Here is a 17,597-nt window from a genome sequence, read left to right as displayed (position 1 = left end):
TCCATACCCAATCCACACCAGGATAAATCTCTTTTATCCTCACTTTTCTATAAGTTATAACACCAAGAATACCATCAGGACAAGAAGAAAGATAATAGTTTGTATAACCTGGTAAAGGATCATCAAACTCTATATTCTCTTCTTTTATATTTGCATTTAAAAGATCAACATCAATCCTTGCATATTTTTCTCTTGAATAAATTACATAAGAAGCTCCTTTTTCTGTAATAAATATACCAAGTCCAGGAAGTTTTGCCCTTAAAAGAACCTCTTTTGCAAATTCTCCTTCCAAATTCTGAATCTGCCCAAGATTTTTTTCAAATCCTATATAATCATTCGTCCAGCTTTTCACCATTTTTTCCGGAATACCAGATTGATTACCTTCAAGAGCATAAAACCCTGTTATCGCTAAGAGCATTGCTACCATTTTTTTCATTTTATAACCTCCTTTTTGTTTTAATTTTAATTTTGAAATAATTTTTATATTATATTAAAAAAAAAGTTTTTGTCAAGTTAATTTAGAATACCATGAAAATATTTAATTTTTCTGGCTAAATAAGATTATAAAGAGTTCCTACTACAAAATCTTCTTGATTTTAATTTTTCCATAAATATACCGTAAACCTTTTTAAATTCAAAAACATCTTTTTCTATATTATCGCAATTTAAATATACAGGAAAAATATTAAAAAGAGGATAAAAACTAAAAGAAATATTAAAATCAGGGGTATCCCATAGGGAGTTAATAAATAACCGAATATAAAGGCAAAAGATGCAACAAAAACACTGTAAGGTAATTGAGTTCTAACATGATCGATGTGATCACAGGAAGAAAAAATTGAACTCATTATTGTTGTATCTGATATTGGCGAGCAATGATCTCCAAAAATTGCACCATCAAGGATAGAGGCAAGGGTCATAATTGTTGTAATTCCATAGACATTTCCATCAAGAGCAAAGGCAACAGGACCTGCTATGGGAATAATTATTGCCATTGTCCCCCAACTTGTCCCTGTTGCAAAAGAAGTAAGACATGAAACTAAAAATGTAAGAGCAGGAAAAATTTTAGGAGAAATAAGTCCTTTAAAAATATCTATGAGATACTCTGCAGTTTTTAATTCAAGACAAACATTTTTAAGAGACCAGGCAAGAACTAAAATTGTAATGGGTAAATAGGAAGAAAAAGCACCCTTTCCTGAATAATAAAAAATTTTTTTAAAACTCAATCCACTATTTATTTTTGAAATTAATAAAGCACTTATTAACCCAAAGAAAGAACTAACTAATAAAACAAATATATTATTTTCTGCATTAGTTATAACTTTAAGCCATACATAGGGATTAAAAAAATTAAAAATATTTTCCCTTAAATAAAATAAACCGTTACCATCAATCCATAACCCGGAAAAGAGGGTTAAAAATAAAATGAAAACAGGAATTATAAAGGTCATTAAAGAAGACCTTGCACTTTCATCCTCCCTTATTCTTTCAAAACCTTTAGAAGAAAGAGGAACAGCACCATCATTCAAAAGTTTTCCTTCCTTTTCTGCCCTCTCCTCTGCTTTTTTCATTGGACCGAAATCTTTCCCTTTTAAAGTCAAAATTAAAATAAAAATTATCATAAAAAGACAGTAAAATCTATATTTAAATACATCAAGAAATATTGAATAACCGTCCTTTAAAATTCCCACACTTTTTGCAAATTCAGAAAATAATCCCACTTCATATCCAATCCATGTGCTTATAAGGGCAATTCCTGCAACAGGAGCAGATGTGGCATCAACTAAAAAAGCAAGTTTTTCCCTTGAAATTTTAAATTTATCTGTTATAGGTCTTGCAGAAGTTCCAACAACCATTGTATTTGCATAATCATCAATAAAGACAATAAGTCCTAGAAGAAATGTGATAAATTGAGCCATTTTTTTTGTCTTTGCAAATTTTATCAAATAATTAACAAGAGATTTAAATCCACCTGAAGCTGTTATAACACTGATCATTGACATAATAAAAACAACAAAAAGGAGAATTTCAATATTTGTAATATTAAAGAGAGAATTTGTTATAAAACTTAAAGATTTTATTAAAAAAAATTCCGTATCTCTAAAAAGCATACCACCAATAATAACTGATAAAAATAAACTCATTAAAAGTTTTCTTGAAATAAGGGTAAGTATAATTGCCAAAAAAGGGGGTAAAACACTTAAAAATTCCCTCTCTCCGTCTATTTTGAAAAAAATTTTTAAAAAAAGAAAAAAGGAAAAAACAAAAAAATGAAAAAAGTAATTTTTTAAAAATTTCATTTTATAGATAAAATAAAAATTATAAAAATTGGAACAAATAATGAAAGTAAAAAACCATTTATAATTGAAAGCAAAAGATATTCTTTACCACACCACTTTATTATAACAGGAAGAGTCGTATCAACTGTTGTAGCGCCTCCTGAGGCAACAGGGGAACTTTTACCGAAAATTTTTATAAGCAATGGAGCAAAAATAATTGTTTCAATTTCTCTTAAAAGGTTAGTCATTAATGTTATAACACCAAAAAATTCACCTTTTATTTCTGAAACAAGAATACTTGATAGACTGTAATAACCCATACCTGACACAATCGCTATTCCCTCCTTTATTGGAAATCTAAATATTAAAAAAACAAAAAAAGAAAAAAAGATTGTCCCCAAAAGTGAAATAAAGGGAAATAACAAATGTCTAAAATTTATATTTTTAAAAATTTCTGAAACTCTTTTTTCACTTCCAATTTGAACTCCAACAAAAAAAAGAAGAATATAAAGAACATAGGTCTTATAGTCAAACTTTTGCAATTCAGTAAATGAGAAAAATTTACCTGTTAAAATACCAAAAATGAAGAAAAAAAAGAAAAAAATTGATGTCACTTTTTTAACAAAAAATATGTTAATAAAGAACTTCCTAAAATACCTGTTATAGAAAAAATTAAAGAATAATAAAAATTTTTATTCAAATTAAATAGGATTTCTTCATCAGAACCAACTGAATAACCTATTACAAAAAGAAAAACTGCAATAAGAATATATATAATAATTTCCGAGAATTTTTTTAAAAAGTTAAATTTTTTTAATAAAAAACCTATAATTATACCAGTCAAAAAAAATATGAAAATATTTATCATTAATTAAATACCTGAGAAATTACTTTACCAACAAAATGAGAAATGATAACAACTAAAGCTCCTACAATTAAGTGCTCAGATACAACTTTAAAGGGGTTCTCAGACTGAATTCTGGAAAGAATATAACTTATAACTGTAAGAACAAAGAATCCCCATAAAATATTAACAACAACTGCTATATTTAATTTTAAAAATAAAACAGGCAAAATAAAAGTAGAAGCAAATATAAATTTTGCTAAAAAGGTTGAAATTGTTGAAACCCATATTTCTTTTCCTGTATGAACATTCTCTGATTCTTCAGAAATATGGATTCCAAGAGCATCAGAAAAGGCATCTGCAATTGCAATTGTAAGAATACCTCCTATTACAGCAAGCCTTGAACTTGTACCTGAAAAAAGACCGACCATAAGACCCATTGTTGTTATTATTCCAGAGGTCATACCAAAGGCAAAACCTACTGTTATTGAATGCTTCATAGGTTTTTAATACAATTTTTTTACTTTCACAAAAGAAGATAAATAGGTAACTTTACTTGACCAGTCAGGTGAAGGAAAATTAACACTTGGGTCAGTTGGCGAACTATCCTGGGCATGAGTATTTTCTCCACCTGTTGTAAAAACTTCAATAAAAATAGAATCAGGATTTGAAAGAAGAGAATCAGGTATTGAAAATTCTAAAAAATCACGAGAGGTGTAACCCTGCTCTCCACCTTTACTCAAAAGATTTAAATATTGCCAGGAAGAACCCTTCCATCTGCATAATTGGGCATCTTGAAGAATATCGTTTTCAGTATGCCAGATATAAAGTATATATTTGGGATAAAAGGGATTTAAAGAATCACCTGCTGCAACCTTTCTGTTCCATGGGTCAGAGAAAGCTCCTGATGGGGAAACTGAATTTGTAAAAATATATATTCCAAAAGCAAGACCGTAATTAGGTCCTGAATTAACATTAAAGCCTATAAACCACTTATCACCAATATGACAAGCCCATAAAGAGTCTAAATCAAGATTTGGCTCATTAATATCAGAAACAGGATCAACACCTCTAAGATCCTGAGTTAAAAAATCATTTATTCCATCAATAATTATAGGATTTCTTACAGTGCTTTTATTCAAAACAAAACTTATATTTTTTATTTCACCATAATTTAAAAATAAAAAAACAGTATCAGGAGAATAATTATTTGAAGTAGCAATTATTTTAAAAGAATCATCAATAAGATCATTAAACTCAAAAGAATTATTCAGGGAGTCTGTTGTAAAACTTCTTAAAAGGGTATCAGAATTTTTATAGAAAAGATAAACTTTTGAAACTGGATAAGGAGCATTAATTATGTCTTCAAAATTAACCTTGCCCATAATTGTTCCTGTGCCTCTTATCTTTTCAATTCTGTAAAATAATGAATCCTCCAGTAATAAAAATCTGTAAAAGCCATCTTCAGGTAAACTTGCTGAAATATGTGTTCCTTCACCTGAAACAAGTTCAAGTTTTCCATAAAGTAAAGTGTCCTCCCAGGAAGTTCCAAAGGAAGGATCCCATTTCTGATTCGGAACAAATTTAAACATTATATTTTTTTTATATTTAAATCTTTTATCTATTTCCCACCTGTAATCAGAAACAAGTTCCATAAAGGAATTTGGGTCATCTAAATTCCATCCTTGGAAATCTCCTGCAAGTTGCATTTTGCTATAATTGGAAAGATAGTAATTACCTGGCAATTTAAAATAAGGATTTTCCCTTTTTTTACAGGATAAAAAAATTAATAAAATTATTAAAAAAAAATTTTTCATTTTACCCTTAAAATTGAATTAACATAAGGACCATTTTGAATCCTCTCAGGATTTGATGGATCAAGAATCCAGTTCACTCCATCAATAACATATTTATACTGATATACCCCTGGAGGTAAAACTTTTATTATCGTCCATATACCATCACCTCTTATCCTGTCACCCTTTACACCATCATCATTCATCTTATCAATATCTGGGTTATAAACACCATTTGCAGTTCCTCCCCAGGCATTAAAATCTCCTGCAAGTGTTACATACCTTGCAGAGGGAGCATAAACTTCAAAAATTACAAACTTTTGATTCTCTCTCTTTAAAACCCTTATCTCCTCAGGCACATCTTTTTCATCAATTATATGTGGAGGTAAAACTCTGGGTCTTATAGAATTCCAAAATGAACAGGAAAAAATTAATAAAAAGAAAAGAAAGAAAAATTTCATAATTAATTATTCAAAAAGTTTTAATGGATTTTCAATTTCAGGAATAATTATATCAAAACCTTTAAAACTTCCTTCCTTTACCCTGTTCATAATTTTTTTAACAATTAAACCATTCTTTTTTAGAAAATCATTTATTCTATCACCTTCTTTAATTGATGCCTCAAAGGGATTGTAAACTACGAAAAAAATACTCTTTTTAAATTCAGGATAAAATTTTTCATATATATTCAAATTTTCTTTAATCTTTTCATAAACAGGGTCCTTTTCAATTTTTTCACCCAGAATTTTCCTCAATTCAATTATCTTTTTTCTCTGATTCAATAAAAAACTTAGAAGTTTTTTCCTCATAAGAATAAGAGAAACTATTCTTAAGGAAAGAGCTGTTGGGGGCATATCAAAAATTACTCTATCGTAATTATCATAGAATCCCTTAATAATAAGATCAATCATACAATCTTCTTCTATACCTGGTAAAAATCTGAAATTTTCTCTTAAAGAATCTTCAAATAAAATAAAAAGAGGAGAAATTTTTTCAATTTTCCTTGATTCCTCAAAGGCTTTTTTATCTATTAGCTTTTCTATATCAGGTTCATATATAAAAATATTTTTAAACTCTTTAAATTCCTTTTTTTCTTTTAAACCGAGATAATCTGAAATGTTATGGGCAGGATCAAGAGAAAAAAGAAGAGTATTCTTTCCAAAAAATTTTGAAAAAAGTATTGAAAGAGTTGTTTTTCCTGAACCACCTTTTCCAAGAAAGAAAAAAAATTTATGAGATATCAAAAAATCCGAGTACTTCTGAAAAAGGGTCATCATCAAAAAAAAATTTTTTATTTTTTATTTCCTCTTCAAGATAAGGATAAATTTCAAGAAAAAAGGAAAAAGGTAGAAAAGGTGAAAGTCCGAGAAGTGGAGAAAAAATAATCATTAAAAAAACTTTTTCTCTCTCATATAACTCCTTTCTTATTTTAGAAAACAAAAATTTTTTAAAAAAATTTTTCATTTAAAGACTTATAAAAATTAATAAATAAAATTGAATTTAAATAAAGCATCACTAAGATCATAATAGAAATAAGAATTTTTTGAAATAAATTCATAACATTTGAAGAAACAAAAGGAATAACATAAAAAATATACCATAGAAAGGCAAGAGTTACAGTTAACCAGAGAAAAAGGGAGGGCACAAGAATTAAGAATTTAAAAATTCTCTTCACTTTTAAAATTTTTATAACCCAGAGAGAAATAGTCAAAAGAGCAACAGAAGCTAAAAGCTGGTTTGCTCCACCAAAGGATGGCCATAATAGAGACCAGGAACCCTGTATTGCAAGAAAAAACCCTAAAAGAACAGGTATAGAGGAAAGGAGATATTTATTTTGTAATTTAGTCCAGAAATTTTTTTTAATTGTTAAAGGCTCCATAAGCTCCTTTAAAATATACCTTGCAATTCTACCACAGGTATCAAGAGTTGTTGTTGCAAAGGAAGATACCCATAAAGATGCAAAAATAAGTATAATTTTTTCAGATATAAAATTAAAGGAAGAATTAACTACTTTTGCATAACTTTTTGCAAAAATTCCAATTGGACCACCAATTTTAACAATTTCTGAAAGATAATCCTTACCAACATTTATTTCACCGAGAAAATTTAAACCAAAAAGACCTATTACAAGAACAACAACAGTTGCAAGCATTCCCTCTGTAAACATAGAACCCGCACCAACAAAGAGACCTGATGTTTCTTTATCCAGCTGTTTACTTGAAGTTCCTGAACAAACAAGACAGTGAAATCCTGATAAAGAACCACAGGCAATAATAAGTGGAATTGTGGGCCAGAAAGGAGAATTTCTTCCTTCTATAGCAGGTGGTGAAAAACTTGTAAAAAATGGAAAATTTATTGATTTTAAACTCAAAAAAACTGAAATCATACCAATGAATAAACCGATCCATAGAAACCAGGCATTTATATAATCTCTTGGTTGAAGCAAAACCCATACAGGTAGGGAGGAAGCAAAAATAACATAAATGGATAAAAAAATTAACCACATTTTATAAGGTAAAATCAGAGGAAAAAGAAAGGAAATATAAAATAAAAAGGGCATTAAAACAAGACCTATTATAGTAACAATAACATAATTACCTCTTAAAATTCTCAAAAGATAACCAAGAAACACTGCAAGTATTGTAAATAAAAGAAAAGCAGTTGCAACCTCAGGTTGTTTTGTAAATAAATTTGAAATAATTGAAGAGAAAGCAGCAAGAACTAAAATAAGGACAAAAAGAACAAAAAAGTTAAAGAGGACCTGAGTCCTTTCACCCATAAGTTTTCCAGCTATCCATTGAATTGATTTACCCTCATATCTCACACTTGCCATAAGGGAAAGATAATCATGAACTTTACCAATAAAAATATTCCCTATCCATATCCATAAAAGAGGAAGACCATACCCCCATATCATAGCAATTGCTGGTCCTACAATAGGTCCAACACCAGCAATTGAAGCAAAGTGATGTCCAAAAAGAACAAGTTTAGGAGCAGGAACATAATCAACATCATCCCTCAGTTTGATAGCAGGGGTTTCTCTTTCTGGATCTGCTTTTACCACTTTCTTTTCAAGTATTTTTCCATAGGTAAAATAAAAAAATAGATAAATAAATCCACCTGTTAATAAAAGTAAAGTTGCCATTTTGAATTATAAAATCTTTTCTTTTACTGTTTCAAAAATAAATAAGATAAAAAACAAGAAAAACAGCAAGAAAAAAATAAGTTACAAGGTCAAGAGTTTTAAGAGAAGGGGCACCTATAAAATAAAATAAACCTAAAATAACAAAAGTTGTAGTTAAAAGAATATAAAAAAATATATTTACAAATCCAAGAAAGGGAAGCAAAAATATTCCAATTGTAAAAAAAAGATAACCCATTTCTTTTTTTCTTTTCATCAAAAAGTATCTTGAAATTCCGTAAAAAAGAAAAAAAAGAAAAACAAAAAGAAAAAGAGATTTATCTATGAAATTTAAAAAATATTTACTTATAGTAGATGTATAACCAAAGAGAAAAAGACCTGAAGATTCAATTGAAATTTCAAGAGGTCTTATTTTAAAGGTTTTGATAAAAGTTCTATTCAAAATATAAATAGAAAAAAGAATAAAGATAATAAAAAAATGATAAAAGGAAAATAAAAGGGAAAAAATAAGAGAGATTAAAAAGGTAAAAGGGATATAATTTAAATTTTTTCTAAAAAGAAATTTGCTTAAAGAATAGAAAATTACAGGAATTAAAATAAAAAGGGGAATGAGCTTATTAAAAGTAAAATCAAAAAAATTTTCATGCTCTTCAAAAATTATCTTATAAGATGTCCAGAAACCCATAAAGGGTAAAAACAAATTTAAAAAAATAAACTCATAATTTATAAATTTTCTTAATATATTTTCCTTATACTCTCTGAAAATTAGAAAAAATAAAAATAGAAAAAAAACAAAAAGAAATCCGTATAAAATTGAAATTTTTTGAAATTCAAAGGGAAAAACACCACCTTTCCAAAAATCCCTGCTATTTCCAGAAATTAAAATAGGGAAAATTAAAAGAAATATATAAGAAAAAATATTCAAAATAGTTAAAAAAAATATTTTATAAAATTTTTTACTAAAAGAGACAATATATAGGAAAGTAATAAAACCCATAAGGATAATTTCTATCTTAATACCTAAGGGTATATGAATCAGATCCTTTAAAGAAAAACTTATATAATCAAAATCAGAGCTTTTTCTAAAAGAGAATAAAAAATTTATAAAGGGAGTAAAAACAACAAAGGTAAAAAAAGAGGTATAAAAAGATAAAATTTTTTTAACTCTTCTGTTTATTAAAAATTTAGTAAAAAGTAAATAAATAACTAAAAGTGTAGAATAAAAAAATATAAAATAAATAAAATACACAAAAAAATGGTACAAATTCCTTAAAGGAAAATTATTTCTCTCTAAAATAATAGAGAGAAAACTCCTTATTAAGATAATAGTTATAAAATAAGAAAGAAAATATTTATAATCTGGGAATAAGTTTTCTAAAAAATTTATTTTTTCTTTAACTGAAAGGTAAAAGGGAGATTTTTCCACATTCACCTTCCTCCATCAATTTCATAGCTTTATCTATTTCTTCCATTTTTAAGGTATGAGTTATAACCTTTCTAAGATCAAGACCTGATTCAAGAAGTTTATCAATTTTATACCATGTAGAAAACATATCTCTCCCAGTTATTCCGTAAATTTTTATATTTTTTAGAATTACTAAATTATTCAAATCTATATTTACATTACCTTCAAAAATTCCAAGAAAAGAAGCTCTTCCATGTGGTGAAAGACACTTTAACCCATCTTCAAGAGCTTTTTGGTTTCCTGACATTTCTATTAGAACTTCAACACCTTCACCTTTAGTTTTTTCCATAATAATTTCATAAACTTCTTCCTTTAAGGGATTTATAACATAATCGGCACCGAGTTCCTTTGCTTTTTTTATTCTATACTCTTTCACCTCTGTAACAAATACAGGATAGGCACCTGAATGCTTTGCAACAAGTATAGCCATCATCCCCAAAGGTCCTGCACCAGTTATTAAAAGACTTTTACCTGAGACATCCTCTGCCAAAACTGTATCCACTGCATTACCAAAGGGTTCTTTTAAGGAAAGCACTTCTTCGGGCAAATGGATTTCATTTTTCCACAGATTAAAAGCAGGAATTTTAACATATTCTGCATAAGCACCATCTACATCAACTCCTAAAATTTTTGTATTATAACAAACTCTGTAATTTCCCTTTTTACAGGCAGGACAATTATGACATATAATGTGAGATTCAACTGAAACTATATCACCTTTTTTAAAATTTTTAACATCCTTTCCTATCTCAACTATTTCACCTGCTACCTCATGCCCTATAATCTTTGGAATTTCAAATTTTTTTCTTATCCATTCATCCCACCTGTATATATGTAAATCAGTTCCACATATGGAGCATCTTTTTACTTTTAATATAACCTCATCTCTTCCAGGAACAGGTTCTTTAACATCTTTTATCTCAAAACCTCTTCCTTCTTTAGTTTTAAGAATGGCTTTCATTATTTTCCTCCCATTAAGGCACAAAACTTGTCACTGCCCAGTTGGAAAGATCGAGAAGTATTCTCGGAAAAACTCCAAAATACAAAATACCTGCAATACATATTATCATTGAAAGTTTAAGATTAAATGGCATGTTAGTTTTAAATTCTGTATCTGAATTTTCAATATAAAGTTTCTTTGCAACCATAAGATAGTAAAAAAGGGCTACAATTGTGAGTATTGCTCCCCATAAAGCAAGATACCACAATCCAGCATGAACACCAGCAAGAAACACATAAAGTTTTGCCCAGAAACCTGCAACTGGTGGGATTCCACCGAGAGATAGAAGTATTATAAGCATTGAAAGGGATAATACAGGAGCTTTTTGTGAAAGACCTTTTACATCGTCTATATCGGTTTTATTAATTGTATTTCTGACAGTTTCAACAAAAAGAAAAGCTCCCATATTGGAAAAAAGGTAGGTAAATAAATAAAAAATTACCATACTAAAACCTTCTTTTGTTCCACAGGCTACTCCCACAAGTATATATCCTATATGAGCAATACTTGAATAAGCAAGCAATCTTTTAAGATTTTTTTGTGGAAGAGCAAGAAGGTTTCCAATAAACATTGAGAAAAAGGAAAGAAGGATGATTAAAAGTAAAATATCACTTTTATCGGAAGGTAAAACCTCAAAAATAATTCTGAAAATAGCAGCAAAGCCAGCTGCTTTTGGGGCAACTGCTAAAAAGGCAACATAAGGTTCAGGAGCTCCATGGTATGTATCTGGAAGCCAGGAGTGGAAAGGGAAACTTGCAATTTTAAAACCCAAACCTGCAATTAATAAAACTATTCCAGCGGCAAAAAGTGGCGTAAAATCGCTTAAAAGGGATTTAATTTTTATAAATTCAAGAAAACCCGAAGCTCCGTAGATAAAGGAAATTCCAAAAAACATTATTGCAGCAGAAAAAGCACCTACAAGAAAGAACTTAAGACCCACCTCTGGTGCCAACTGATCATATTTCCTTATAGCAGATAAAACATAAAGGGGAATACTCATCAATTCAAAAGCAACAAAAAATAAAAGAAAGTTTTTGGAAGAAACTAATATACTCATTCCAAGAACTGAAGTTAAAATAAGTAAATAATACTCAGCCTTCCTTTTTGGAAGTTCATTTTCAACATAATGAATGCTTCCAAGAATTCCTATAAAAGCAGCAGAAAAGAACAAAAGCTTAAAAGCATAGGAGAATTCATCAAAATAAAAATCTCCGTAATAATTTCCTACAAAATTTTTAAAGAAAATAAAAAGAAAGATACCCAGAAGAAGCAAAAAGGAATTTAAGTAACCTATTATTTTACCTTTTCCCTTTTCAGGAACAATAAAATCTAACACGAAGGTTAAACCCATCAGAAAAATAATATAAAATTCAATTAAAGCTACTTTTATCATTTTTACCCCTCCCCTTTAAAATTTTGATAAAAACTCGATAACACTTGAATCAATAAACTTAACAAGGAGGAAAGGAAACATTCCAAAAATTATAAGTGTAAAGGAAAGTATATAGAGGCTAACCCACTCAGGTCCCTTTGCATCAGAAAGATCATGCCAAGCCTTTTCATCAAAGGGACCATAAAAGATAATTTTCAAAAATCTTAAAACATAAACAGCAGTTATAAAGGTCCCGGTTATTGCTGCCAAAAAAAAGGGAAAATGTCCTGATTTTACAGCTCCTATAAAAACAAGAACTTCGGCAACAAATCCTGAAAGTCCTGGTAAACCAAGGGATGTTAATCCTGCAATTGTAAAAGCAGTAGCAATTCCCGGCATTTTTTTACCAAATCCACCCATTTTTAATATATCTCTTGTATGAGATTTCTCATAAACAAGCCCAACAAGAGCAAATAAAAGACCTGTCATTATACCATGGGAAAACATTTGAAAAACAGCACCATTTACTCCCCATTCATGAAGAGTGGCAAGACCAAGCATAACATACCCCATATGTGAAACTGAGGAATAAGCTACAATGTATTTTAAATCAAATTGATTCATAGCAGAGAGAGCACCGTAAACAATATTTATACACGCAATAAATCCAACAAGAAAAGAAAAATCAGAAGCACCCTGAGGAAAAAGTCCCCATCCCCATCTCATTGCACCATAAGCTCCCAATTTCATTAAAACTCCTGCATGAAGCATTGAAACAGCAGTTGGGGCAGCAGCATGCCCATCAGGAGACCAGGTATGAAGTGGAAAAACACCAGCAAGAACACCAAAACCAACATAAAAAGTTAAAAATAGAATTCTCTGTAATTCTAAAGGATAATATTTTGTGCTTAATTCTGTATAAGAAAATGTATTTCCACCCTGAAAATAAAGAACAAGCATTCCAACCAAAATAAAAGCAGAACCAAGAAGCAAGTATAGGGTAAGCTTTGCAGCTGCATATTCCTTTGTTCCAAGTGTAACATTTCTCATCGCTGTATCAATAGGCCTCATTATGTATTGAATGAAATTGTTAGGAGGAATCTTTGGCTTTAAATCGGCACCTGATCCCCATATTCCTATTAAAAGATACATTGGAAGAACTGCAATTTCATAAAAAAGGAAGAATATAAAGAAATCAAGGGATGCAAACACTCCAAAAACACCTGTTACAAGAACAAAAAGAAGAATATAAAATTCCTGGGATCTAAAAGGGATTGTCCAGGAGGCAAAAGTTCCAGTGAATATTATTAAGCCTGTTAAAAGTAAAAGAGAAAGAGAAATTCCATCTGCACCAAGATAATAAGAAATTCCAAGGGCTTTAACAAGAGGAATATGTTCAATAAACTGGAACCCCCCTTTTTTAAAATCGTATAAAAAAAATAAAATTATAGAGAAAAATAGAGAGATCCCTGAAAAAATACTCGCTGTAATTCTTACAAGGAGGGGGTTCCTCCTCATAAATAGCATTAAAAATGCACCCACAAATGGTGAAAAAACAATTATTGATAAGAATGGGAATTTCATTATTTTTTTTTAAAAATTATAAATCTTGGATTTGAACCCCACTAATTATAAAATAAATTTTTTTTAAAATCAAAAAGAATTTGTATAAAAAATTGAAAGTTTCATAGAATAAAAAAAAATGCATAGAAAACTATACTTTAAATTATTTATTATCCACCTTCTAACAAATTTCTTACTCCTTTTGAACTATGATGGTGTTTACTGGGATGATTATGCATTATACAATCAGAACTTTAAAACAATTTATGAAATGTTTAAAAATCATTCCGGTTGTGTATCACTATATTTTTCTTATTTACATTTTATACTCTTGAAAGCTGGAACTTTTATTTATCGGATTTTAGTTTTCCTTTTATATTTCTTTAATACAATTTTTTTATATGAAATTCTAAAAAAATTAAACTTTCTTTCTGAAAATGAAAAACTTTCAATAACGTTTTTATTTATGCTCTCACCCCTTTGTTTTGCAAAAATTTCTCTAATGCATTTTACATATGTCATTAATTTACCAATCTTTTATTTTGCCTTTTTCCTTTTAAGCAAATATATCGAAAGTCCCTCCTCTCTAAAACGAATTATAATACTAATACTCTTTTTTATATCATTTACCACTAACTCATTACTTGTTTTTTATCTTCTTCCAATAGCTTATTTATTCTACTTAAATTATAACTCTAAAACTTCCTTCACTTTTAACTTCCTGAAATTCTTAAAAAATAATATTGATTTTTTAATTTTACCATTAATATATTGGTTTCTTAGATTAACTTATTTCAAACCGAGTGGCTTATATGAAGGTTATAATGCAATAAATATCAATTTAAAAACTCCTCTTTATATTCTTATTTCTATTTTTACAAATTTAATTGAACCTCTTGACTTATCTTTTAATCACTCTTTTTCCCTATGGTATATAACTATTTTTCTGATTTTAATTTTTTATTTTTTATTTGATAATCAACTTGAAAAATCAGAAAATAATGAAGATAAGTTATTAAATTTAAAATTTTTGATTGGCATTATAATTTTTTTAATTGGTGTTTTACCTTACATATTTGTCCAGAAAATTCCTACTCTCTGGGACTGGGATTCAAGACATCAACTTTTACTTCCCCTTGGATTCAGTTTCATAGTTTATTTTGGCTTAAAAATCTTTTTAAAAAAATTACTGAAATTAAAATTTGGTAATTTTATTTTATATTTCTTTTTATCATCTTTCTTAATTGAAAATTTAATAGCAAATTTTAAATACCATATTGACTTTTTTTACCAGCTAAGTATTATAGAAAATTTGAAAGAAAATGAATTGGTGAAAAATAATTACACTTTTGTTGTTAAAACTGAATTAAAAGATAAATTAGCATTAAACAGGTGGCTGAGGTTTTATGAATTAAACGGGATGTCAAAAATTGCTTTTGGTATTGACAACAAACTATTTATTCCTGAAAATATAGATTTAAATTCAGATTTTAACTTTTATAAACCTTACAAACAGTATAATTTTTCAAATTGGGATCCAGGTTCCTTTCAAAATAAGAAATATATCGTGATAAGGGAAAACCCTGATACTCCCTTTTTCAATTTTGATAAAAAATTCTTTATACTCTTTCCTTATTTAAAATACTATTTAAAACTTAACTTTTATAAAATATTTAAACCCACTTATTTCAAAAGAGAAATATCAAAACTTGTAATAATAGAGGCTTTATAGAAAAAGGATACTCTATGAATTTTTTAAACTTTTTTTCATTATTTTATATATATTCCCGAGACAACAGGAACCTTGAGGGTTTCTCAAATCACAGGCACACTGATTTAGCTTTATTCCTGTATTTATATCATCTATAATTTCTCTTTCTCTTTTTTCCTTTACCATAGAAAGAATTTCACCGAGAGTATGATTAAAACAGTAACAAACAGGAACAAAAGGATTTTCAGACTCTTTTTGATAAACGGGGACTTTTACATCTTCGGTTTTAAATACATCACCAGAAGAATTATAATAAACGATAGGACAATTTTCAGTTTCACAGAAAAAATAAGATTCTGAAGGAAATATTCTTCTCAAAGAGACTTTCAAAAGGGACTTTAAAGTTTTTAGATTCACCTTTTTACCAGGTTTTCCACAGAAAGGGCAATTAGTATTTTCTTTTATTGTGTCACCTTTCTCACATTGAAAGCACTTATCCATTTTCAAATTATATTGAATAAGGATAGATAATTTAAAATTATTTTATGAGACCGAAATAATTTAAATTGCCATGTTATAATTTGGAAGAAATAGAGAAAAAATTTGGTGAGATAGTAAAAATCGCAGGCTAAAGCCTGCGCCTACCATTTTTTGAAAATCTTTAACATTTATTCCCATATTCTATAATTTTATGGTAGCCGCACCCTTTAGGGTGCTAAAAAATTCGCAGGCTTAAACTCTAATGAAAAATTTTAAGGGAAAAAATTAAAAGAAATTGATTTAAAGAAGAATAAAAAAGTTTTTTTATTTAGTCTTTAACACATCAAAAAATTGATGTAAAGATGGGGCTAATTGAAAAATTTTAAAGATATATTAGAAAGATTTAAAAATGATTATACGGGAAATTGAGCCAGAAAAATTCAATATTTTTATGGTATTTTACAATCTGGCTAATTTTTTGTGTTAATAGGAGAGGATGTATTAAAATATTTCCATTATGATATTATTTCGTATTGATATCTTAAAAGGTCCTTTATCTTTTAAGGCAGAATTTGATGTCTGGCGGGATAAAAAGCTCCTTTATAAAATTATAGAAAAATCATCTGATTTTTTTAGAAATATACTTTTTTTTACTAAAGTGCGCACTGTTTTTTCATTAGAGATGGAATTTATGGATTTTAAAACCGGGAACCGATTTAATATAAATAGAGGTTTTTCATTTTTAGTCCCATCTTATAAAGTTTCATTGAACAAAAGCCCCTTTATATCATTTTATCCGCGAAAAATTAAATTGTTAACTTTCTTTCCTTCATTTATGAGCTATGAAATCAGAGATTCCTATAATAGGGTAATAGGCTTTACTTTTTTTAAAAATCCTTTTATCTTCGGCTCTCAGAAGGGTGAGGTTAAGGATGCAGAAGAAAATACTATTGCGACATTTGAGTGGAAAAATTATTCTTTATGGAAAGGATATAAGAATTGTGATGTATTGGTTTCAAGTGAAAATGAGAGCTGGATCATTATTTCTATTATTTCAGCTATAATTAAAGGTCTATACCTTCAGCAGAGGTAGTTTCAATAAATTTCTTATTATTAAGGAAGAAATAAAGGATTTTTAGTTGAATTAAATGTTCAAATTTAAAAGAGATGCGGTTTTATTTTTAACTGGAACATTTATCTAAGGTTTTGGTTTTCTGGTTTTATATCACTTTTTAACCTTTAATTAAAAGAAATTGGATTTGGTGAAGGTAAGATAGGCTTTCTTCTTGCTTTAATGACATACGCATCAATGGGTATGATTTTTCAGTTGCCTTTATTTCAAAAAAATTGGAAATTAAATCAAATAAAAAAGCGGCTTTTAATACATTGAGAGTGTCCGAGCAATAAATTTCTATGTCCTTTTCTTTATAAGGAAAATTCCCCTCTTTTTCATATTTTAAAAATACTTATTTCTACTTGATTTGTTTACCTTTAAATATTTCAATTATAATAATATAAAAATCTTTAAATTTAAAGGCAATTATATATGTGCCCTTAAGAAAAGTTGATGCTATAATAAAATATGATAAGGGCATTTTAAAGAATGTTAGGGGATTTTTAAAAAAATTGAGGAGGTTTTGAATTGAAGAATATAAGGATTCATGGGAAAGTTTTTCTCTTTATTTAATAGGTTCTGGTAAGTTCAATGTGTGGCTAAGTGGAATTGCTAAAGTTAAAGGATTTTTATTAAATCAATATGTCTTCATAAAAGAGATATATAGGAAATAGTCACAATTTAATCCCTTTTATTTTAATAAAAATTGTCAGAAAATTTTTTAAAAAATTAAAATTAATCATTACTTCTAAATTTTTAAAAGTTATATTAAAATTAAAAAAGGAGGTTAACCTACGGAAGGTTTTATTCAGGTTATATTCCTGTATATGC

Annotated in this window: 17 protein-coding genes; 2 read left to right on the top strand and 15 right to left on the bottom strand. The window is 28.3% G+C overall.

From position 1 onward, the window contains the following. The 14 genes from ABIN17_08620 to ABIN17_08555 form a co-directional block, all read right to left on the bottom strand. On the bottom strand, window positions 1-436 hold a 436-nt coding region (locus tag ABIN17_08620), incomplete at its 3' end, for a hypothetical protein (protein ID MEO0285114.1). Between the two features lie 229 nt (window positions 437-665). Continuing rightward, window positions 666-2,300, bottom strand: a complete 1,635-nt coding sequence (locus ABIN17_08615) for a Na+/H+ antiporter NhaC family protein (GenBank protein ID MEO0285113.1) — start codon at window positions 2,298-2,300, stop codon at window positions 666-668. Next, window positions 2,297-2,893, bottom strand: a complete 597-nt coding sequence (locus tag ABIN17_08610) for a lysine exporter LysO family protein (GenBank protein MEO0285112.1) — start codon at window positions 2,891-2,893, stop codon at window positions 2,297-2,299. The genes ABIN17_08615 and ABIN17_08610 overlap by 4 nt, the downstream gene beginning before the upstream one ends. Further along, a complete protein-coding gene (locus tag ABIN17_08605; protein ID MEO0285111.1) occupies window positions 2,890-3,123 on the bottom strand; it encodes a hypothetical protein in 234 nt (77 codons plus the stop codon). The genes ABIN17_08610 and ABIN17_08605 overlap by 4 nt, the downstream gene beginning before the upstream one ends. A gap of 23 nt (window positions 3,124-3,146) precedes the next feature. Beyond that, the gene (locus ABIN17_08600; GenBank protein ID MEO0285110.1) at window positions 3,147-3,623 is read right to left on the bottom strand and encodes a hypothetical protein; all 477 of its coding nucleotides are present in this window, start codon (window positions 3,621-3,623) and stop codon (window positions 3,147-3,149) included. A gap of 6 nt (window positions 3,624-3,629) precedes the next feature. After that, the gene (locus ABIN17_08595; GenBank protein MEO0285109.1) at window positions 3,630-4,940 is read right to left on the bottom strand and encodes a hypothetical protein; all 1,311 of its coding nucleotides are present in this window, start codon (window positions 4,938-4,940) and stop codon (window positions 3,630-3,632) included. Next, window positions 4,937-5,380, bottom strand: a complete 444-nt coding sequence (locus tag ABIN17_08590) for a hypothetical protein (GenBank protein MEO0285108.1) — start codon at window positions 5,378-5,380, stop codon at window positions 4,937-4,939. Before ABIN17_08590 ends, ABIN17_08595 begins: the two co-directional genes overlap by 4 nt. Before the next feature lie 6 nt (window positions 5,381-5,386). After that, a complete protein-coding gene (locus ABIN17_08585) occupies window positions 5,387-6,163 on the bottom strand; it encodes an ArsA-related P-loop ATPase (GenBank protein ID MEO0285107.1) in 777 nt (258 codons plus the stop codon). Then, the gene (locus ABIN17_08580) at window positions 6,150-6,383 is read right to left on the bottom strand and encodes a hypothetical protein (GenBank protein MEO0285106.1); all 234 of its coding nucleotides are present in this window, start codon (window positions 6,381-6,383) and stop codon (window positions 6,150-6,152) included. Before ABIN17_08580 ends, ABIN17_08585 begins: the two co-directional genes overlap by 14 nt. Further along, window positions 6,367-8,064 carry a carbon starvation protein A gene (locus ABIN17_08575; protein ID MEO0285105.1) on the bottom strand — a complete coding sequence of 566 codons (1,698 nt, stop codon included), beginning with the start codon at window positions 8,062-8,064 and terminating at the stop codon, window positions 6,367-6,369. The genes ABIN17_08580 and ABIN17_08575 overlap by 17 nt, the downstream gene beginning before the upstream one ends. Before the next feature lie 31 nt (window positions 8,065-8,095). Beyond that, the gene (locus ABIN17_08570) at window positions 8,096-9,487 is read right to left on the bottom strand and encodes a hypothetical protein (protein ID MEO0285104.1); all 1,392 of its coding nucleotides are present in this window, start codon (window positions 9,485-9,487) and stop codon (window positions 8,096-8,098) included. Further along, complete coding sequence (gene tdh / locus ABIN17_08565) at window positions 9,456-10,487, bottom strand: L-threonine 3-dehydrogenase (protein ID MEO0285103.1); 1,032 nt, start codon at window positions 10,485-10,487, stop codon at window positions 9,456-9,458. Before tdh ends, ABIN17_08570 begins: the two co-directional genes overlap by 32 nt. Window positions 10,488-10,500: 13 nt before the next feature. Then, the gene (locus tag ABIN17_08560; GenBank protein ID MEO0285102.1) at window positions 10,501-11,919 is read right to left on the bottom strand and encodes an NADH-quinone oxidoreductase subunit N; all 1,419 of its coding nucleotides are present in this window, start codon (window positions 11,917-11,919) and stop codon (window positions 10,501-10,503) included. A 15-nt stretch (window positions 11,920-11,934) separates the two neighbouring features. Next, window positions 11,935-13,482: an NADH-quinone oxidoreductase subunit M gene (locus ABIN17_08555; protein MEO0285101.1), complete on the bottom strand. Its 1,548-nt coding sequence runs from the start codon at window positions 13,480-13,482 to the stop codon at window positions 11,935-11,937. 118 nt (window positions 13,483-13,600) lie between these two features. Here ABIN17_08555 and ABIN17_08550 point away from each other — a divergent pair, with 118 nt between their 5' ends. Continuing rightward, the gene (locus tag ABIN17_08550; protein ID MEO0285100.1) at window positions 13,601-15,193 is read left to right on the top strand and encodes a hypothetical protein; all 1,593 of its coding nucleotides are present in this window, start codon (window positions 13,601-13,603) and stop codon (window positions 15,191-15,193) included. A gap of 12 nt (window positions 15,194-15,205) precedes the next feature. On the opposite strand, the gene ABIN17_08545 is transcribed toward ABIN17_08550, so the two are convergent. After that, window positions 15,206-15,673: a hypothetical protein gene (locus tag ABIN17_08545; protein MEO0285099.1), complete on the bottom strand. Its 468-nt coding sequence runs from the start codon at window positions 15,671-15,673 to the stop codon at window positions 15,206-15,208. An 814-nt stretch (window positions 15,674-16,487) separates the two neighbouring features. On the opposite strand from ABIN17_08545, the gene ABIN17_08540 reads away from it, so the two are divergent. Beyond that, complete coding sequence (locus ABIN17_08540; protein MEO0285098.1) at window positions 16,488-16,745, top strand: hypothetical protein; 258 nt, start codon at window positions 16,488-16,490, stop codon at window positions 16,743-16,745. The last annotated feature ends 852 nt before the right edge of the window (window positions 16,746-17,597 follow it).

The sequence above is a fragment of the candidate division WOR-3 bacterium genome, from assembly GCA_039803925.1.
In the GTDB taxonomy this organism is placed as follows: domain Bacteria; phylum Hydrothermota; class Hydrothermia; order Hydrothermales; family JAJRUZ01; genus JBCNVI01.
Note: the sequence above shows the minus strand (reverse complement) of the source record. Positions and strands in the feature narration are given on the sequence as shown.